15 protein-coding genes and 1 pseudogene are annotated in these 20,443 nt (G+C 30.0%); 2 read left to right on the forward strand and 14 right to left on the reverse strand.

Translation table 11 applies throughout. From position 1 onward, the window contains the following. Positions 1 to 221: 221 nt before the first annotated feature. The 7 genes and pseudogenes from htpG to ftsH all read right to left on the reverse strand — a co-directional run bounded on the left by htpG (position 222) and on the right by ftsH (position 9,794). Entirely contained in the window at positions 222 to 2,114 is a 1,893-nt protein-coding gene (htpG, locus tag AGR56_RS16030) for a molecular chaperone HtpG (protein WP_053243057.1), read from the reverse strand. Positions 2,115 to 2,789: 675 nt separating this feature from the next. Then, positions 2,790 to 3,647 carry a sugar nucleotide-binding protein gene (locus tag AGR56_RS16035; protein WP_053243058.1) on the reverse strand — a complete coding sequence of 286 codons (858 nt, stop codon included), beginning with the start codon at positions 3,645 to 3,647 and terminating at the stop codon, positions 2,790 to 2,792. A 26-nt stretch (positions 3,648 to 3,673) separates the two neighbouring features. After that, positions 3,674 to 4,537, reverse strand: coding sequence for a PhzF family phenazine biosynthesis protein (locus AGR56_RS16040; RefSeq protein ID WP_053243059.1), 864 nt, complete (start codon positions 4,535 to 4,537; stop codon positions 3,674 to 3,676). A gap of 126 nt (positions 4,538 to 4,663) precedes the next feature. Beyond that, positions 4,664 to 4,828, reverse strand: a complete 165-nt coding sequence (locus AGR56_RS20960) for a hypothetical protein (protein WP_207642178.1) — start codon at positions 4,826 to 4,828, stop codon at positions 4,664 to 4,666. Positions 4,829 to 5,051: 223 nt separating this feature from the next. After that, positions 5,052 to 5,714, reverse strand: coding sequence for a GTP pyrophosphokinase family protein (locus tag AGR56_RS16045; protein WP_053243060.1), 663 nt, complete (start codon positions 5,712 to 5,714; stop codon positions 5,052 to 5,054). A gap of 85 nt (positions 5,715 to 5,799) precedes the next feature. After that, positions 5,800 to 7,974 (reverse strand): annotated as a pseudogene (locus AGR56_RS16050) (UvrD-helicase domain-containing protein). Then, positions 7,938 to 9,794 carry an ATP-dependent zinc metalloprotease FtsH gene (gene ftsH, locus AGR56_RS16055; protein ID WP_053243061.1) on the reverse strand — a complete coding sequence of 619 codons (1,857 nt, stop codon included), beginning with the start codon at positions 9,792 to 9,794 and terminating at the stop codon, positions 7,938 to 7,940. Before ftsH ends, AGR56_RS16050 begins: the two are co-directional and overlap by 37 nt. 325 nt (positions 9,795 to 10,119) lie before the next feature. Between ftsH and AGR56_RS16060 the strand changes: the two genes are divergently transcribed. Both AGR56_RS16060 and AGR56_RS16065 read left to right on the forward strand, forming a co-directional pair. Then, positions 10,120 to 11,394, forward strand: a complete 1,275-nt coding sequence (locus AGR56_RS16060) for a 2-hydroxyacyl-CoA dehydratase family protein (RefSeq protein ID WP_053243062.1) — start codon at positions 10,120 to 10,122, stop codon at positions 11,392 to 11,394. Continuing rightward, a complete protein-coding gene (locus tag AGR56_RS16065) occupies positions 11,391 to 13,067 on the forward strand; it encodes an acyl-CoA dehydratase activase (RefSeq protein ID WP_053243063.1) in 1,677 nt (558 codons plus the stop codon). Before AGR56_RS16060 ends, AGR56_RS16065 begins: the two co-directional genes overlap by 4 nt. A 103-nt stretch (positions 13,068 to 13,170) precedes the next feature. Here AGR56_RS16065 and AGR56_RS16070 read toward each other — a convergent pair whose 3' ends face one another. From AGR56_RS16070 to AGR56_RS16100, 7 genes are all read right to left on the reverse strand, one after another. After that, positions 13,171 to 13,833, reverse strand: coding sequence for a WG repeat-containing protein (locus AGR56_RS16070; RefSeq protein ID WP_053243064.1), 663 nt, complete (start codon positions 13,831 to 13,833; stop codon positions 13,171 to 13,173). Continuing rightward, a complete protein-coding gene (locus AGR56_RS16075; RefSeq protein ID WP_207642179.1) occupies positions 13,796 to 14,083 on the reverse strand; it encodes a hypothetical protein in 288 nt (95 codons plus the stop codon). The genes AGR56_RS16070 and AGR56_RS16075 overlap by 38 nt, the downstream gene beginning before the upstream one ends. 34 nt (positions 14,084 to 14,117) lie before the next feature. Beyond that, a complete protein-coding gene (locus tag AGR56_RS16080; RefSeq protein WP_053243066.1) occupies positions 14,118 to 14,531 on the reverse strand; it encodes a hypothetical protein in 414 nt (137 codons plus the stop codon). Then, positions 14,488 to 14,727, reverse strand: a complete 240-nt coding sequence (locus AGR56_RS16085; RefSeq protein WP_053243067.1) for a hypothetical protein — start codon at positions 14,725 to 14,727, stop codon at positions 14,488 to 14,490. The genes AGR56_RS16080 and AGR56_RS16085 overlap by 44 nt, the downstream gene beginning before the upstream one ends. 2,840 nt (positions 14,728 to 17,567) lie before the next feature. Continuing rightward, on the reverse strand, positions 17,568 to 18,224 hold the full coding sequence (locus AGR56_RS16090; RefSeq protein WP_053243068.1) for a hypothetical protein: 657 nt from the start codon (positions 18,222 to 18,224) through the stop codon (positions 17,568 to 17,570). Positions 18,225 to 19,129: 905 nt separating this feature from the next. Then, complete coding sequence (locus AGR56_RS16095) at positions 19,130 to 19,312, reverse strand: hypothetical protein (protein ID WP_053243069.1); 183 nt, start codon at positions 19,310 to 19,312, stop codon at positions 19,130 to 19,132. After that, complete coding sequence (locus AGR56_RS16100; RefSeq protein ID WP_053243070.1) at positions 19,312 to 20,319, reverse strand: tyrosine-type recombinase/integrase; 1,008 nt, start codon at positions 20,317 to 20,319, stop codon at positions 19,312 to 19,314. The genes AGR56_RS16095 and AGR56_RS16100 overlap by 1 nt, the downstream gene beginning before the upstream one ends. Positions 20,320 to 20,443 lie beyond the last annotated feature (124 nt).

A 20,443-nucleotide genomic window follows, 5' to 3' on the forward strand; every position in this document is an offset into this window, starting at 1 on the left:
CTACTTCACCTCATTTAATTTTTATAACTAAGTAACTTTTAGTAACTCGGTAATTAAAGCTTACCTTTTCTATATTTACATGATATATCTATGAATATAAATTGTCAAGTAATAATTATAATTAATTAGTTAAATATCTAAAATAAACTCTAAATAAAAAAATTTAATTGCACCATAATACCTTAAATATGGCATTTTGGCACAATTTAAATTTAAATTTCCTATTTTATTAAGCAGCATACATCATTAGCAAATTGTACAGGATCTTCTATTTGAAGTCCTTCTATAAGTAGAGCCTGATTGTAGAGAAGATTTGAATAAATCTTTAATTTATCTTTATCCTCTGCAAATGCTTTCTTTATAGCATCAAACATTGGGTGATTTGTATTTATCTCCAAAATCTTTTCTGCCTTAACACCATTTCCATCAGGCATCATTTTAAGTACTTTTTCCATTTCTATAGATAATTCACCCTCGTTTGATAGACAAACTGGATGAGTTTTTAACCTGTTGGATGCTTTAACTTCTTTAACCTTATCTTTAAGTACATCCTTCATGAAATTAAATAATTCTTTGTTTTCTTCTGTTTCCTTTTCGCTTTCTTTTTCATCAGCTTCAAAACCTAAATCCTTGCTTGAAACAGATTTGAATTCTTTTTCTTTGTATTTCATGAGCATCTTAATTGCAAATTCATCTACATCATCAGTGAAGTACAGTATTTCATAACCCTTATCCTTAACAAGCTCTGTCTGCGGAAGCTTATCAATTTTATCTATATTTTCACCAGCTGCATAATATATGAACTTCTGATCCTCTTTCATACGGGTAACATATTCATCAAGGCTTACAAGCTTCTTTTCTGTTGAAGAGTAGAATAAAAGTAAATCTTGAAGAACATCTTTATTGCTGCCGTAATCAGAATAAACTCCATATTTAAGCTGTCTTCCAAAGCTTTCATAGAATTTCTCATAGTTTTGACGGTCTTTTTTTAGCATAGATAAAAGTTCATTTTTGATTTTTTCTTTTATCTTCTTTGCAATAAATTTAAGTTGTCTATCGTGCTGCAAAAGCTCTCTTGAAATATTTAAAGAAAGATCAGCAGAATCAACCAATCCTTGAACAAATGCAAAGTAATCTGGAAGTAAATCCTCGCATTTTTCCATTATAAGTACACCGTTTGAATAAAGCTCTAGACCTTTTTTAAATTCTTTTGTATAGAAGTCAAATGGAGCTTTAGCCGGTACAAATAAAAGTGTTGTATAGCTTACTGCACCTTCAACACTTGAATGAATTGTCTTTAAAGGCTTTTCCCATCCAAAATGTTTATCCATATAAAATTGGTCGTAGTCTTCCTGTTTTAATTCATTCTTGTTCTTTCTCCAGATTGGAACCATGCTGTTTAAAGTTTCATCTTCAAAATAATCTTCATATTCCTTATCTTTATCTTCTTTGTCTTCCGTACCAGCTTTTACTCTACTCTTTTTTACCATCATTTTTATAGGATATTTTATAAAATCAGAATACTTTTTAACTAATTCCTTAAGTGTATATTCTTCTAAGTATTTATCGTAGCTTTCGTCTTCTGTATTTGCTTTTATCTTAAGTGTTATTTCAGTTCCAACTTCATCTTTTTTACACTCTTCAATCTCATAACCTTCTACACCCTTTGATTCCCATTTGTAAGCCTCATCGGAATTTATAGAACGGCTTTTTACAACTACATCATCTGATACCATGAATGCTGAGTAAAAGCCAACTCCGAACTGTCCTATGATGTCTACTCCTTCTTTGGCTTCATTTTCATTTTTAAAAGCTAAAGATCCACTCTTTGCTATAGTTCCAAGGTTGTTTTCAAGTTCATCCTTTGTCATTCCTATACCAGTATCAGTTATAGTAAGTGTTCTATTTTCCTTGTCTGCTGTAATTCTAATGTAAAAATCCTCTTTATTGAAAGTTACATTTTCATCTACAAGTGAACGATAATAACTCTTATCAATTGCATCGCTTGCGTTTGATATTAGCTCTCTTAGGAATATTTCTTTATTTGTGTAGATAGAATTGATCATTAAATCAAGGAGTCTTTTTGACTCTGCCTTAAACTGTTTTGTTGCCATGATATCATTTCCTTTCGTAGATTGTATATATTATCAATAAATTTTTAAGTCAATATTTTGTTAGCACTCTATATAACTGAGTGCTAATTTTATTTTAACAATTATTTCTTCTTTGTCAATATGTTTTTAGAATTTATTTAATTATCCAACTTGTAGTAAACTTAGTGGATAAATAAATTATACTTGTCAAAAATAAATAGTGAGTGATTTTCACAATTTCATTCATTTTTAATATAAATATAGTATTATATTAGTAAGGATGTGAGAAAATGCTTATACAATTTAATTTTAAAATTTTAAAAGTTTAAAACGTAAAACTACCTTAGATCATGACTGCAACTTCTATTACGGATTAAATTATTTATTTTTCGTAGAGAAACGGAGAAAAATATTCCTTAACCTTTTGCCGTGGCAAAAACCTTCACCTTTGACAAGCAAAGCTATGTCAAACCCTTCACTTTTCACATAAGTGAAAAAGTTAGTTTTTTAATGAGCAGGGCGAATTAAAACCCTTCACTCAGCTCGACAAATTCCAGTTTGTCTATACTAACTCTTTATCCTCCCAGAAAGCAATCCTATTGCCCACTCCTCAAAGTTTTTAGCAACCTCTTGATACCTATCTTCAATTGGATAATAAACATAAATTGTTGTATCAGTGCATTTTCCATCAAATACTTAAGATAAAAAATCCTTTATGCAATTTTCAATTGCTTCTTCTGTGCTACTAAAAAATACACCATGATTTTTAAGTTTATTATTTGATATTCTTAAATCTCTATTTTTTTCTTTATATCTTTCAATATCTTTTATTAAAATTTCTCTAACTCTACAGCTTAATCCCATTGCAGCAACAACTTTTTCTGCTACTTCATATGTGCTTAAATTATTTTCACTTCCTGCATTATAGACTTCAGCTGGCAAATCAATAATTTTATCAAAGTTCTTTACTAAATCATACACATATGTAATTCCTCTATATTCATTTGCCGGAAATTTTATAGCCTTATTTTCCATTAATGCTTTTACTATATTCCATACTATATTAGAATTTGTTTTCTTATGTCTTTGTGGAAGATCAAAAAGCCATGTAAACCTTAAGATAACTACATTATCCATTATTTCAAGTATTTCTTTTTCCGCTTCAATCTTATGTTTTCCATATACGTTATTAGGATTAAAACTTTTTTCATCATATGGTCCTTCTTCATCGTTTCCATTGTATACTTGATCTGAACTTAAATATATTAATTTCGCTTTTGTTTTTAAGCATGCCTTAGCAACATTAATTGAACCTTTAACATTTACTTCAAAAGATTTTTCTGGATTTCTTTCACAGGTACCTGTATCTGATATAGCGGCTGCGTGCACTAAATAATCAGGGTTATATTTTGATATTATTGAAACTGTTTGTTTTTCATTCGTTATATCTAAATCACTATGACTAAATCCAATAATGTTGTATTTCTCCTTATAATATTCAATAAATCTAGAAGCAAAAAAACCATCTTTGCCAGTAACTAATATTGTTTTCATTAAAATTCTCCTTTTAATCAATGCTATTAATAAAATCGTTCTTCAATATTTAATGCTGTTCCTCCAACCATTACTTCACTAATTTCACCATTTTTAATTATTAAGCTGCTTAAAATTTCTGAAGGTCTTCTCATCGAATATCCTTGCTCAAAAACTAAACTTCGTGAACTTTTTTCATTAATAATTCCATGCCTATATAAATAACAGCTTAATGCTCCAGTTGAAGTTCCCGTTGCTGCCTCTTCTGGTATGTCATATAAGGGAGCAAAATTTCTGCAATGAGCAGTTCCATTATTTTGCGTTTCTAAAGTAAAAACATGATACCCAACAACACCATACTTTTTACTAATACATGAAATTTTATTAAAATCAGGTTTTATATTGTTAAGTACCTTAAGTGACTTTACTGGAATTAAAATATCCTTTAAACCTGTAGATACAATTTGAATAGGAAGTTCACTCATAATATCAGTTTCATCAAGGTTTAATGACTGCGCTATTTCTTTTTTATCAAGTATTTCATAAAACTCAGGTTTTTTCTGTTCCATATAAATTACATTATTCTTATTACACTCTATCTTTAAAATACCCGCCTTTGTTTCCTGAGTATACTGTCCTTTATTTATAATGCCTTTATAGGCCAACAAAGTGAAAGTCCCAATAGTTGCATGTCCACATATATCTACTTCCGAATTCGGCGTATAAAATTCAACCTTAAAATCGGCTTTATTCGATTTTTTTACAAAAGCTGTTTCTGAAAAACCAACCTTTGCTGAAATTTTTTGCATATCATCTACCGATAAATGATCTGCATTTAAAACAACTCCAGCTGGATTTCCTCCTCCTTCTGTTTTTGCAAAAGAATTCAACGTATAAACTTTTATGCTCATATATATTTCGCCTCACTAATATTTAATCGAATTTCATATACTATAATTTTACTATTACCCATTAAACCCATCACTCCTCAAACTATTAATAATCTTCCTTATAATGTAATTTTACATCACTTATTATTAAGTGTCGAGCTTATTAAAATTGTCTAAATCTAATAAACTTTTTATTAAAAATCCAGCTCCAATTATTAAAGTTAATCCACAAATAGAAAGGGTACTAGGTGTGCTAATATAATCCAGCACAATTCCAGAAAAAAGCAGTGAAATAGGTGTTAATAAATTCATAATAATTGAAAATAGACTAAAAATCATTCCTCGCTTATCTTTTGGTACATATTTCTGAAAAATAGTAATCATACTAATTACTTAATATCACTCGCTTTAGTTTATGTTTATTGACCTCTCTCAACCTGTTAAAACGTAAAAAAAACAGGCTGCATTGAAATAATATTTCGTTATGCATCCTTAATAAAACTTCTGTTATGCTATTTTAACATAAAGTAAATGGCTAATTTAACTTCTCCACTTCTCTTTGTATACTCTGCATCCGCATATCTGTTTCTGTTATGATATCTGCACATTCTTTTAATTGATTTTTTATATGTATTGAATTACCTTCACCTGATTTATAATACAATTTATGCTCCAGGCTTGCCCAAAAATCCATTGCAATTGTTCGTATTTGAACTTCAATTCTCACAGGCTCTACATGATCTGAGAAGAATATAGGGATTTCCAAAACCATATGAAGACTTCTATATCCATTAGGTTTAGGATTTTTTATATAATCCTTTTCTTTTATTAACGTAATGTCATCCTGTTTTTTTAGCATGTCTGCAATCTCATATATATCGCTAACAAATGAGCAAACCACTCTTATTCCCGCTATATCATTTAAATTTTTCCTTGCTGATTCAATACTTTCCTCTAGTCCTTTACGTCTAAGTTTACCCATTATACTGTCAGGCAATTTAACTCTTGACTTCATATATTCTATTGGATTTCTTTGTCTTCTAACTTTAAATTCATAATCCAATATATCAAGTTTAGTGCTAACCTCTTTTATAGCAGCTCTATAAACCATTAAGGTTTCTTGCATTTCCTGCATTTCTTCTTTGATATTTTCTTCAATAAAAGGCACTTTAGTACTTACTGCCTTTGATTTATCCATGATTATCCCTTCCCCATGTTAATCTATAGCTTTGTTTTAAATAAACGCTCTCTTTTGCACTTATTTAAAACAAAGCTTCCTTTAGTTATTTATTTTCATTCCACTTATAATCGATATAAATATCACACAACTTGTGAAGTGCTCTTGTTGCCATTACATATGATATTTTATCTTCTTCATTGAATTTTTCTGTGTTAATCATAATTACACCATCAAATTCTAGCCCTTTAGCAAGGTATGACGGAATTACTACTTCCCCACCAGAGTAAATTAAATTTTCCTTATCTATTACCTTTATATATTGATTATTTTTAAGAAGACTTCCAAAATACTTTGTTTCATCCATATTCCTACATATTATTCCTATCGTTTCAATGCCACTGTTTTTCATATTTAATATCTGCTTATCAACAATAGAAGTAAACTTATCATCACTTTGAGCTGTAATTTCTTCAACTTCTTCACCTTTTCTTACAAGTGGAACTATGGTATCATCATTTAAAAATTTATTAGCATATTTCATTATTTCGGCTGTAGACCTATAGCTTTTATTAAGCTTAAATAGTTCCCCATCCATTTCATCAAAAACTTCAATAATTTCTTCCATAGGAACCTTCTCTGAAACTAATGGTATAATCCTCTGGTTAGAATCTCCTACAATAGTCATACCAAGACACTTTGTAATTTCCTTTATAACCATAAACTGAAGTTTACTGTAATCCTGTGCCTCATCAATTACAACATGTTTTATTTCTCTTTCCATGTTGATGCCTTCAAGCTTAATTCTTAAGTAAAGAAGCGGTGCTAAATCATCAATTGTGTACATCTTTTCACCATTAATAGTCTTATAAATTTCAAGTAAATCTGCTTCATTAAGAAACTGAAGTTCCCTTTTAGCCTTCATAACCATCTCCACAGCTTCTCTTATTTTTAATTTTCTTTTATATGCCATTTGATTTCCATTTAACTTAATTTCATCTGGTGTACAACTTTCAATGAGCTTTTTATATTCTCTTTCTATAACTCTTACTCTTTCATCTCTAGCATCTTTAAGCTTTCCAAAAATTATTCTCTTTATTTTTTATTTCTTCTATATAAAGGCATATCCTTATAATACTTATTAAAAAGCTCTTTTACCTCATCTTCAGGCATAACCACTTTATCATAGTATTTTACTGAGTTCATACCAGCTTCATATTTTAAATTTAAATCTTCTATAATTTTATTAAGTTCATTTATATACCCATCTGACATCTTATGCTTTGCTTCTTCTATAAACTCTTTGTCATTACTTAATACATGCTCCATGTAATTCTTAGTGCTCATAATGTCTCCAGTATCTAATTCAAGCATATTTAAAGCAAAATCAACAAAAGTCTCCTGATTTATTCCTTCCTCGCCAAGTGTAGGCAAAACATCTTTTATATACTCCATAAAAATTTGATTTGGCCCTAAAATCAAAACCTTATCCTGAAGTATTTTTCTATAGTTATATAAAAGATATGCAACTCTATGAAGCGCTATAGTTGTTTTGCCACTTCCAGCTGTACCATTTACCACTACAATTTTGTTTCTAGGCTGCCTTATTATGTTATCCTGTTCCGCTTGTATTGTCATAACTATGTCACGAAGCTTACTTCCCGAATTTTCACTTAAAACCATCTGAAGTATATCATCTTTAACATCAACTTCTGAATCAAAAAGTCCTTTTAATTCTCCTTTTTTTATGACATACTGCCTTTTCTTTAAAATATCAACGTCCGTATTTCCTTCTGGAGAAGTATATTTAGCCTCTCCAAGAGATGCCGTATAAAAAAAGTGAAGCAACAGGGGCTCTCCAGTCAACCACAAGTGGAGCAAAACTCCCCTCAACAGTAACTCCAAATCTACCTATATATATTCTATCCTCTCCATATTCCTCTTCATTGAAGTCAACTCTTCCAAAATACGGGGAAGCTAAAAGTATAGTAAATTCTTTTAATCTTTTATCTATTACTCTAAAACTTTCTTCTTTTACATATCTTTCATGATCAAAATATTCTATTATTTTATCTTCGTCATCCTCAAACTGCTCTATATTTTTCTTTCTAGCTTCAATTATATATTTTGATATATCCTTTCTCTTTCTAATATAACTTAAAATTTCTCTATTTATAATTTCAATTACACCTTTTAACTTATCAGCCTCTTCAAGAAACTCTTGCTCCTTTTCCTTATCTTTGACTATTGTATCAATGTCTCTTGTTCCTTCTCTTTCCATGACGAACTCTCCTTTACAACCTGCATAAATTCATCTCCCATAAGGGTTTCTTTTTCAAGTAGTATTTCCGCAAGTTTATTTAATAAGTCTCTATTTTCTTTAAGTATACTTTTAGACTTATTATGTGCATCTTTAATAATTCTAAGTACTTCTTCATCTGCTTTTGCCGCTGTGGTATCACTACAATTTTGGGCTGGCCTTCCATCGAGATATCTACTGCTTGTATTTTCAAGTGCCATCATATCAAATTCATCTGTCATTCCATATATAGTAACCATATTTCTTGCCGTCTTTGTTGCTCTTTCTATATCATTAGATGCCCCTGTGGATATTGTACCAAATTCAACTTCCTCCGCTGATCTCCCACCAAGCATAACCGTTATTTGATCAAACATTTCTTCTTTAGTAACAAGATACTTTTCTTCTTCTGGAAGCTGCATAGTATATCCAAGTGCTCCCATAGTCCTCGGGACAATTGTAATCTTATGAACAGGATCTGTATGCTTTAAAAGTGCTGCCACAAGAGCATGCCCTACTTCATGATAAGACACAGTTTTCTTTTCCTGCTGTGATAGAATTCTATCTTTTTTCTCCTTACCGGCTATTATAACCTCAACTGCCTCTTCCAAATCATTTTGCTCTACTTCTTTTCTTCCCTGTTTAACTGCTAAAAGTGCTGCTTCATTTACTATATTTGCAAGATCTGCTCCTACAGCTCCTGGAGTCGATTTAGCTACAGATTCAAGTGATATCTCCTCTGACATTTTAACATCCTTTGAGTGTACTTTAAGTATAGCTTCTCTACCTTTTAAATCTGGTCTATCGACAATTACGCGTCTATCAAATCTTCCAGGTCTCAAGAGAGCTTTATCAAGTACTTCTGGTCTATTAGTTGCTGCTAGAATTACAACCCCCTTGGAAGAATCAAATCCATCCATCTCAGCAAGAAGCTGATTTAGAGTTTGTTCTCTTTCATCATTAGAGCCACCAATTCCACTTTCTCTGCTTTTTCCTATAGCATCAATTTCATCTATAAATATTATACAAGGAGCCTTCTCCTGGGCTTGCTCAAATAAATCCCTTACTCTTGCAGCTCCCATACCTACAAACATTTCAACAAAATCAGAGCCTGACATAGAAAAGAAAGGAACATGCGCTTCTCCTGCAACGGCTTTTGCAAGAAGAGTTTTTCCTGTTCCCGGAGGTCCTACTAAGAGTGCTCCTTTAGGAAGCCTTGCGCCTATTTCTGTGTATTTATCAGGATTATGAAGGAAATCTACAATCTCTACAAGAGATTCCTTAGCCTCTTCTTGTCCTGCTACATCTGCAAAGGTTTTTCCTGTTTCGTTCTCTGCGTAAAGCTTTGCATTGTTCTTTCCAAATGACATAACGCCATTTCCAAGCTTTTTATCAAGCATGTCAAAAATAATTTTACCTACTATAAGCAAAAATCCCATAGGAAGTACCCATGTAAATAAAAAGCTTTTAATAGGGTCATCATTTTTAAGTGTAGCCTTTATTTCTGCTCCTGATTTTCTAAGCTCATCCTTTAAATCAGGGTCATATATCCTTCCAGTATATAAAATTTTCTTATTGAAACCCACCCCATCTTTAGGAATAACAACAATTTTATCATCTGACACTTCTACTTGACTAACTTTTTTATTTTGAAGTAAATCAAGAAATTTATTATAAGTTATTTCCTGAGTTCTTATTGCAGCAGATGCATAGTTGATAATTAAAACAAATATCATAACACCTAAGGAATAGAATATTGCATACTTTAGTTTTTTATCTTTAAAATCTTTATTATCAAACACGTTTTTTCCTCCCATTGTATTATTTATAATACCATAAAATACTGTTAATTTTATTAATAAACTTTAAATATTAATTTAAATATTCACGTGCTAAATCCTAGGTTTCTATTATAATGTATTTATGAGTATTTTACTACTATTGCCAAGGCAATAATTTAAATTTTGACATTAATAATTTATAATTGTAAAATTATTCTTATAAAGGAATAGAGATAAACCATTTGAAAACTCGAAATTCATTTGTACCAAAATGTCGTCTTGGAGACATTTAGATGAACATAAATTTCGTTAGGTTACAAGGTTTATCTATAGAAAGGATATAAAAATGAATTTAGTTAAATCGTACGGAAAGTATATAAAACAAAATATTGATAACCCATCTAAAGCCTTAAGCCTTTTAAAGGCAGGGTTTTCACTAGAAAAATTTTTAGTATCCCATCTAAAAGACAAAGCTCTCCCCCCTTCACTTAATTATTTAAATAAGCTTTGCTTAAACTTTATAGTTAATCCTATTAAAAATCCATCAACTTCAGCTTTTGTAACTATATTTGCACCAACTGAAATACTTCATGTTTTTAATATAAATCCATTTTTAATGGAAGGCTTTTCTTCTTTTCTTTCTGGTATTGAATGTGAAGATGCCTTTATAGATTACGCAGAAAAATCGGGAATATCAGATACACTTTGCAGTTATCATAAAGCCTTTGTAGGAGCCGTAGAAGCCAACGTAATACCAAAAGCAAAATTTGCTTTAACCTCTTCTATGATATGTGACGGAAATCTAAATACAGTTAGATTTATTTCTAATAAATATAAAATTCCTTATTATTATCTTGACATACCCTATGACAATAATAAAGATACAGAAATATACGTAGTAGAGCAGCTTCATGAAATAGTTAAATTTATAGAAGACATAACCTCTTCAAAATTTGATGAAGAAAAGTTTAAAGAAGTAATAAGTATTGAAAATGAAACAAAAAAATATATGCGTAAATTTTATGATGGTCTTAAAGAAAAATACTTTCCAAACACTTTAACTTTGGAAATGTACAGATTATTTGCCTCCCATTCAGGTCTTGGTACAAAAGAAGTTCTTGATTTTTATAAAATGCAGGCTAATGATATAGAAAGTTCTCCTGCTTATACTGGAAAACGAATTTTATGGAGTCATGTGATGCCATTTTACAGCCCTACTTTAAAAAAATATTTTAACCTTAACCCTGATTATCAAATTTTAGCCTGCGATTATAATTTTGATAATATTGACAGCATGGATTTTAACCATCCTTATGAGGCAGTTGCAAAAAAACTTCTTTCAAACAGACTTAATGGTCCCTTTCAAAGAAAAATAGAAAATGTAACAAAAATGGCCAAGGATTTTAAAGCAAATGGAGTTATAAATTTATGCTCCTTTGGCTGTAAAGAATGCAGCGGTGGAACTATGCTTTTAAAAAAAGCTTTAAAGAAAAAAGATATACCTTATCTTTCAATAGATGGAGATGGCGTTGACAAACGAAATGCTCATGAAGGTCAAATAAAAACAAGACTAGAAGCATTTATGGAAATACTTGAAAGTAAATCGGGGGTAGCGAAATGATAGGTTATGTTTGTAAGTATACACCTTTTCATATTATAGAAGCCTTTGGAGAAAAAGCTATAAAAATAGACCCAAACGTTCGAGGTTTTGACAAAGCTGAAACCTTAATGCATCCTAATATATGCACCTATGCAAAAGCTGTACTTGAAGAATGCATAAATTCAAACCTATACAATATAGTTCTTGTAAATTGCTGTGATAGTATAAAAAGACTGTATGATGTTTTAAAAAGCAATGATAAATTCAATTTTGTTTACCTTATAGACGTTCCAAGAAAAAGGAATAAAGCCTCCGATTTAATGATGAAAAAAGAAATCACAAAATTTATAAAGGCAATGGAAGACTTCACAGGAAATGATTTTGACGATGACAAATTTATCAACCTTGTTAATTCAGGTGCTGAACCTAAAAAACAAGATGAGGCAAGTTTAAATATTGCTCTTATGGGCTCTAGGGTAAAAGATACAACATTAAATCAAATTGAAGACGCGGGTGCTGCCGTAAATTTTAATTTCACATGCACTGGCAATTTTTCAAAATCAACTAAGCTTAATGCAAAAGAAGATTATCTTTTAAATTATTCATCATTTTTATTAAATTCATTTCCATGCATGAGAATGGTTGAAAACGGCGATAGAATTAAAGTTTTAAATGAAAATTTAAGTAATATAGACGGCATAATATATCATACTACAAAGTTTTGTGATGCTTATTCCTTTGAATATGCAAAGTTAAAGAACTTAATTTCAGTGCCAATGCTAAAAATCGAAACTGATTATACAGAGAAGGGTAATGGTCAAATGAAAACAAGAATAGAAGCTTTTGTAGAAACTCTTAAGACAAAAAATAATCAAAATGACAATTGTAAAAAAGTTAATTTTGCCAATACAAATGCAGACATTTTAGTAGCTGGAATAGACAGCGGCTCAACTTCTACTAATGTAGTAATAATGAATAAAAATAGAGAAATACTCTCCTCCTCTATAGTAAGAACTGGTGCCAAAAGTCAAAATGGTGCAGAAAGTGCAATGAAAGAAGCTCTTGATAAATTAAATCTAACCAAAGACAAACTCTCAAAAATAATATCAACAGGTTATGGACGTGTAAGCATTCCTTTCGCTGATGAAGAAGTAACCGAAATCACCTGTCATGGAAAAGCTGCTTACTTTTTGAACGATTGTGTAAGAACCATAGTTGATATAGGTGGTCAAGACAGCAAAGCAATAAAACTTGATGATAAAGGAAATGTAGTTGATTTCGCTATGAATGACAAATGTGCTGCCGGAACTGGAAGATTTCTTGAAATGATGAGCCACAGTCTTGAAGTTCCTCTAAATGAAATGGGCGAAAAATCTCTAGTTTGGAAAGAAGATATAGATATAACAAGTATATGCAGTGTATTTGCAGAATCTGAAGTAGTATCCTTAATTGCTCAAAACAAGGAAATTCCAGACATAATTCACGGTCTTAACAAAGCAGTAGCAACCAAAACTTCTGCTCTTGTAAACAGAGTTGGAAAAGAAGAAGGCTATATGATGACTGGAGGAGTTGCAAAAAATATAGGAGTTGTAAAATGCCTTGAAGAAAAACTGCAAAGCAAAATATTTATACCAGAAGAACCTCAAATAGTGGGCGCAATAGGCGCAGCATTGATTGCTATTGAAAGTATTTAGAACAATAAAAAATTACGAAGAAATTTTTTATTTGTGCTACTGTGAAAGCGAAGTAATACTACTTTTTAGTATTACTTCGCAATTTTTCTAAATAGTTTTTTAGTTAGCCATTAATTGATACTATTTTTCCATTACAATCAATGATTAATTCCTTGCTTTCTCCAAATGGTTTTTTTAATCTTACATTTGCAATACCACTTCTAAAGTCCCCTGCTTCATCATATATTGGTTTTACTGTAACCTTACCTTCTCTGTTTATATATCCCCATTTTTTCACTCCAAATCTTTTTACCATAAAAGCTGCAAAACCTTCATGAAAATCCCTTACATGTTGAAATTTAGGCTCTATTATTACTTTTCCACTTTTATCAATAAAACCCCAAGCATTGTTTATATTCACCCTAGCAACCTCATCTGTAAAAATCCCTATATAATCAAATTTAGGCTCTATTATTACTTTTCTTTCTGTACTGTCCATGTATCCATATTTACCCTTCTCATTTATATATCTCATAAGATTTAACTTTTCGCACTTTTCATCACTTATAGCAGCTTCTATCATTTCCTGCATACTTACTTCTTCATCCTTAATTCTAAATTTAACTTCTATATCTTTATAAAAATTTATCATGATTATTTTTCCAATTGTAATGCTGCTTTCTTCAATTTTAAAATTTATATAAATATCATACTCATTTCCACCCATAAACAGTTTTTTTACTTCATCTCTAGAAATTTTTATAAAAAACGAGCATAAATTTGACACAAAAGTTTGTTGTCCACTTTTTCCAAGTAACGCCAAAACTTAGCATGCTGTTTTCATAATCATAACTAGCTGGATTTAATTTTGCTCTTCCAGCACTAGTGCAGTTTAATTTTAATAAATTTTCTCTAAAATTATTTTCATCATAAAAATCATTTTTGTTAATAGTAATAGCATATATTCTTATTTCACTGTTATCGACTTTAATGTTCATACTTCCCATATCAATTTTTATCTTTTTATTTAAACTCATTAACTTTCCATAAAGGGTATATTCCATATTATTTTCATATAATTTTTTTATTTTCTGAGCTATCTATTACAGCGAAAATTCCATATACTGCAGGTACAATTACTTCATCTATAATATTCCACATAACTTCTAAAATAATTGATTTTGATTTTATATCATACTTATACTTATTTATCCTTATCTTTCCAATGGGTATTTCACCCATATTTCTTATCCTTTGTCCAAATTGTTCTTCATCTTCAAATAAACTTTTGACTAAATTCATACAATATACTTTATAATCATATCCATTAATACTTATCATTACATTATCTTCATTTATATATACCTTATCTCCAACAGCGGTAAAAGAAGCATATACATCATATTTGCTACTAAAATCTATATATCCATTTAAATTTTCTTTACTTAAAACACAAAAAAAAGTATTTACTGCTGATTTTCTCAATATAATTAACTCCATACCATTGTATCTTTATGTAACAAAACCCAGTTTCGGAATCAAAATCACTTTCGCTTAAACTTCCTTTTCCAATTGGCATTGACTTTATATTTAATATTCTTTTCTCATATTCCTTATAGTCCTCAAAGGGATCTCTTTTAAGCGCATTTTCAAGTTTATCAATTTCCAATCTAATGGCCATAATTTTTTCATCTCCTACTTAAAATCAATTCACAATGCACAGTTAATGTAGTTTTCATATACCCTATAATAATATTATTGTTGTATGAGATAAACTATTTGTGTTTCTTTCATTAGACATCCTCCTATGTTTTCATATTTGCGGTTGGCTAGACCTGCATTCTATTTTAACATAGGAGTTTTTTCTGCTCAACGGCATAAGCCTTTTTTCTTCCACTTGCTTAGCAAGTGGTTTCCTTCGTTACACAACAAAAAGTCCCTATAAAAATATAAGGACTATGAAATATATATAAAGAAACTAAAAACAGTTTTCCAACCTGCAAAAATAATTGCTATGTATTAATTCCCATAGCACAGCCATTTATACAATTGCTTGGAGGCGACAGGGTTTGAACCTGCTACAAAATGGCGAAAACTTACCTTGAAATGAATAACATTACAACTTTCTGGGTATTAATAACCCATTTCAAACACCATTTTTATAGTGCCTCAAATCGTTTATTAATATTTACTTATTTACTTCATATAACGAAAGATCGCACAAGTCTGTAAACCGTTGGCATATCTAGCTTGTAGCGGTTTCCTAATCCGTCCGATTTTTATTATTATACCATTTTTTATTTCTTTAAAGAGAATTTTAACTACACCTCTTGAGAGTAGATATATCAATAGTTGTAAAAGATTTTTAAAATGATTACATTTTATTTTCCTTACTATATACCATATAACGAAAAAACGCATAAACCCGTAAACTGTTAATATATCTAGCTTGCAGCGGTTTTCTATTTGCGAGAATTTTATATCTTTTTTTTTTGTATTTCTCTGTCATTCTCAAGTTTAATTTGTTTTGCACATTCATTACAATATTTCTTTTTGTTACTTTTAGCTTGAATTAATACTCCACAGTTCTTACATTGTTTAATATTATTTTCTTCTTTCCCTTAAAGACTTACGAGTAAAATCCATCAATCCATTATATATCAGTCGTTCTTCAACACATTAAAGTAACAATGTATCCTGTAATCCTTGATATATATAGTCTGTAGGTTTTTTCTATTTCGTGACATTTTGGCTCTTACTCCTCATATTAGAAAATATGCAATTTTTCATAAAAAACTCTCGAAACCGTTGGTATAAGCTAATTTGAAGATTTTCTATTTTTCTCCCTTTCTTTAACATTTTATTTTTGGACTGATTAGCCCAACTGACCTAATTGGTGAATACAAGTTTGCTTCGGTTCCAATGACCTCAACGTTAGATTTTCAATTTTTTTGTCTCCCCTTATATGTCAATTAGCACATTTCATATTTTCCTTGTTTTTATTGCATTTTAAGGCTATAATTTTTTCAAAAAGTTCACTTTTTACTCTACCATATAACGTCACTTGGCTATTTTTTGAATCCATTGGTATTACTAGCTTTAAGCAATATAAAAATATTTTTGGTTGATTATTTTCTTTTTATTCTCTATACATATTACAAAATGGAAATTTTTTATAAAAATGCCCTTGCAACCATTGATATATCTAGCTTACAGCATGTTTTACGTTTTCTTAACATTTTATTTTTCTCTTATTTTTTCTATCCATAGTTCCTAAGAAGATAAATTTGATAAGGCATTGATATTACTAACTTTGAATGGTATCTCTAAATTCAATTAACGACGATAAATGTCAAATATCCGATACGAAAAAAAGGTATCTCACCGACCGCGAATATATTCAAGCATCGTATTCGGTGACGACGCTCAACTTTGCATTTACTTTGAAGGGAACGTTAATTACATCCCCTTGAAAGTGGAGTGCAAAATATTATTACTTAAGCAAATAAATCTAATATTCCACAAACCCTTACATATCAACGGTTGGCACATGGTGTGGAAACATTCTTACAAATGGCTCAACCATGCGATTTATAGGTAGTTTTTTGCTATACTTTCGTTTTAATTGAACTATAATGTGTTTTGTGAATAATTGTATATAGGACAAAAACAGATTGATTAAAAAGCAAGTATAGAAAACAGAGAAATTATCCTTTTTACTTACGGAAAATTCCGCCCTTGCACTCAACGCCGTTCTTACGTTCAGTATGTAAAGGTGACTGAAAATTTGTCCTACCTATACAACCGAGGCAAATTAAAAAGTATCACCATTTAAGCGTAGTCATATCAACTGCTGTGTTATTTGCCAAAATATGGAGTGTGTGATTTTTTACTCATTTTTAGGTATTTTTATAATTTTTTATCTTTATAAATTATGCTCTACCTATATAAGTGACCCCCTACTGCTACAAGTATTGATATTACTAGCTTGGAAAGGTACAAAATAAAAAAAGTGTGTAAATTTTGCAATATTTTCGTAACCATAATAGTTACAAAGGTATAGCATTTTGATACCCCTACAAGAAATTTCAAGCATGGTATTAACCACCATATAATATCGTTATCCGCACATGTGGCACTAGACACACATCTGCGGAAATCCCGTTTTGTTATATCCAAAAAATTTTACTCAAGGGGAATTTCCACCTCAGTTAAAAAGCTTATTTTATTTACTTCTAAAAGTGAAAAGTTATAAAACCTTTGTATTTCTTATACTTTTCCCTTCCCTTAAAGAAAATTTCAGGTATATCATTCAAACATAGATATATCAATACTTACAGAAGATTTTCTATTTGCAACTTTTCGATTTTCTATTGTTTTTCTTATATGAATTTCTTTTGCACATTTCTTACAATACTTTTTTTTTATTATTTGTTTGTTCTATTTTTTTACCACATTTTATACAATACCCTTTTTTATAATTTAAATATTCAGATATAAAGTTATTCAAATCTTTCTATTTCAATAATATATAGCAAAATGAAATACATCATTTTTATTACCTATAAACATACAATTAATATCATCATCTATATCAGCTATATCTACGGTATATTCTTTCAGATTTCTATAATATCTGTATTCTATATCTTTTGTAAGCATTGTTTTTATATTATATTTAATAAAAGGAAATAGATTACATCTTTCTGTGTTTATTTTAGGGCAACACCCCTTGCCTTGTCCTAATTGTAATATCTTTGAAAATGAATCCACAACATTAAACCAACCAATTACAAATGCTACGTTCCCTTTTTGCCCACCTTTTATTTCTTTGCATAGCCAATCAAAATCTTTCTGAAATGCATCATACCATATAGTTTTATTTGATTTATAAGTTTTATTTCTTGCTTTACTGCTTTGACTGTAACTATTAAAATTCCTTAAGTATTTTACTTCTATTTTAAAACCCTTTTGCTTAACAACAATATCGTGTCCTTTCCCTTGCATATTAAAATTTGCCATATTTTTAAATGGATATCCTAATCTTACTACTAAATCCGCTTCACTAAATTCTTCATTAGCCATATCTCTTTTCTCTTCTATTGTTTTTTCTTGTAATCTGGTATTAAACTCGTCAATTATAAATAAACACGTAGAAATTAGATATTTTTCAATCATAATATATCCCCCCAATCATAATAACTATTGTGATTTTATTATAGCACATAATTGGAAAAAATATACATTTTTAATCGTGTTAAAGAATAATAGTTTTAATTTTAATTACTGTAGATTGTACTATCAAATATACCGTATGTCCGATATATTTTAATGTCTGTAATTAAGCAATATAGTCATTCTTTAAACGCAATAAGGAATAAGAAATGGGTGTGATGAAATGTATAAATATAAAATATTTTACTTGTCCTCTTATGCCCTCCATTATCCTCTCCAGTACGCTCTACTTCTATAGGTGTAACTGCCCTAGTTTCGGATTTCAAGCGGTTTAAAGGTGAATTACAAACAAGAAATAATGTTTAAATTTAAGCTTGACTTTTAATTTAAGATTGATAATGTTTGGGTTTGCTAAGCAACCTTGAAGTGAACGCTAGTTTGCCCTAAAAAATCATGAGCAAACTAACATAATGTTTGGTATGTGCTGAAGTTTCCCTCTCGTAATGTACTGTTATTGTATTAATGTTTTTACTCTACTATTCGCCCATAGAGTGCCTTATAAGCTACATTAATGCCGAATCTAATCCGAATGTACCACCCCAGATAATTTAGCATAAACGGACATCTGAACCCGATTAAGGTGTAAGCATATAATAACAGTAATTGTCTTATCCCCATTGATTTTATGCATCGGCTCAATGTCACCTACTGGAGATTTTTATAGTTATTCCAGTGCCAAATAACTAACATATCATCTAAAAAAGGCAATATGATACCAAACCTCTTGAAATTCTATTTTTTTTGAAGTAAAATGGAATTATCAAATTTGTTAGAATAGAGGTTTCGTAAATCTTTATTCAATTGTTGTATAGGTTGGTGTTTTAACGGAACATCAGCCTATTTTGTTTCTAGTACCACTCAACCGAGCCATCTTGCTGGTATACTCTTAACCAATCACCATTCTTAAATGTTATCTTTATTGCAGCCTTAACACTTTTCATCTTCATTGGTTTCCAACCTTGAATTTCAGATTGCATTTCTTTGCTTTGGATTGAGTAATAATAGTTATAGAGTTTTTCGTGAATAGTCATTATCTTCTACCTCCTAAATATCTACCAACAAAATCTATTTTGTTATGCTTTTTAATTAAGTCCGATGTTTCCAATTGAACATATTGTCTTGTGGTTGTAATATTGTTCTGACCTAAAATTTTCTGAAGTGTAAACAGGTCAATACCTGCTTTTACTGCGTTTGTTGCAAATGTATGTCTCCATACGTGAGGTGTACATCTTACTTTAATTCCTGCACTCTTGCCATACTTTTCAAAATTTTTAATTGCAACATTGTAATTTAATTTAAGACCTGTATTGCTTGACATAAAAACATAATTACACTTATTTTCTACAGAAATATCTATCAACTGTTTTAAAAGCATTACACTTTGCTTTCCAAGTGGCAATTCTCTACTTTTACGTGTTTTGCTTACTACTGCTCTAACATTTAAAGTTGCATTTTTTAAATCTACATCTGAAACTAATGTATTACATAGTTCCTGAATTCTTATGCCACAATCAAGTAGAATAACCATAATCGTAAAATCTCTAAATCCTGCATAAATATTGCGATTGGGTTGATTAAGCATTTTTTTTACATCTTCATCACGAAGGGGTTTTATTGTGTCTTGTGGTCTTTTAACTTTATTAATTGCTAAACTATAATTTTCTTTGGTATATCCATTTTTATATAGCCAATTGCAATAACATTTTAATGTAGATACTCTTAAATTAACTGTGCAAGGTTTATATTGCTTTTCCATAACCATATAATATAAATATTCCTTAAAAAATTGCCCATCAATTAAGCATTGGTCTACATTAGACCGCTGAATATTTAAAATATATTGCTTAAAAAATTTCATGTGTTTTAAATAATCTGAAATAGTTCTCTCGCTTAGACCTTCAAGCTTTTTATCATTTAGGAATTTATTGTGTACTACTAAGAATTGACCTACTGTTATAGTACCTTTGATAGTATGGTCTATTTCACTAAGTGGCTTTAGACCATTTGAATTATTAGAATTGAATTTGACCTTAGACATTGATTTCACTCACTTTCTTATTTTAGTATTCTTAATAAAAGTGAGTTTCTAGGATAATGTTTAATGCTAATTTTAAGCATAAAAAAACCACATCTAAACTGTACTTATATACCGTTTAAATGTA

This window comes from Clostridium sp. DMHC 10, from assembly GCF_001270375.1.
In the GTDB taxonomy this organism is placed as follows: Bacteria; Bacillota; Clostridia; order Clostridiales; family Clostridiaceae; genus Clostridium_S; species Clostridium_S guangxiense.

Coding starts and splice junctions, on each gene's coding strand:
- htpG (WP_053243057.1), bottom strand. CDS start 2,114: ATGGCAACAAAACAGTTTAAGGCAGAGTCAAAAAGACTCCTTGATTTA.
- AGR56_RS16035 (WP_053243058.1), bottom strand. CDS start 3,647: ATGAAAACAATATTAGTTACTGGCAAAGATGGTTTTTTTGCTTCTAGA.
- AGR56_RS16040 (WP_053243059.1), bottom strand. CDS start 4,537: ATGAGCATAAAAGTTTATACGTTGAATTCTTTTGCAAAAACAGAAGGA.
- AGR56_RS20960 (WP_207642178.1), bottom strand. CDS start 4,828: ATGAATTTATTAACACCTATTTCACTGCTTTTTTCTGGAATTGTGCTG.
- AGR56_RS16045 (WP_053243060.1), bottom strand. CDS start 5,714: ATGGATAAATCAAAGGCAGTAAGTACTAAAGTGCCTTTTATTGAAGAA.
- AGR56_RS16060 (WP_053243062.1), top strand. CDS start 10,120: ATGAATTTAGTTAAATCGTACGGAAAGTATATAAAACAAAATATTGAT.
- AGR56_RS16065 (WP_053243063.1), top strand. CDS start 11,391: ATGATAGGTTATGTTTGTAAGTATACACCTTTTCATATTATAGAAGCC.
- AGR56_RS16075 (WP_207642179.1), bottom strand. CDS start 14,083: ATGAGTTTAAATAAAAAGATAAAAATTGATATGGGAAGTATGAACATT.
- AGR56_RS16085 (WP_053243067.1), bottom strand. CDS start 14,727: ATGGCCATTAGATTGGAAATTGATAAACTTGAAAATGCGCTTAAAAGA.
- AGR56_RS16090 (WP_053243068.1), bottom strand. CDS start 18,224: ATGATTGAAAAATATCTAATTTCTACGTGTTTATTTATAATTGACGAG.
- AGR56_RS16095 (WP_053243069.1), bottom strand. CDS start 19,312: ATGACTATTCACGAAAAACTCTATAACTATTATTACTCAATCCAAAGC.
- AGR56_RS16100 (WP_053243070.1), bottom strand. CDS start 20,319: ATGTCTAAGGTCAAATTCAATTCTAATAATTCAAATGGTCTAAAGCCA.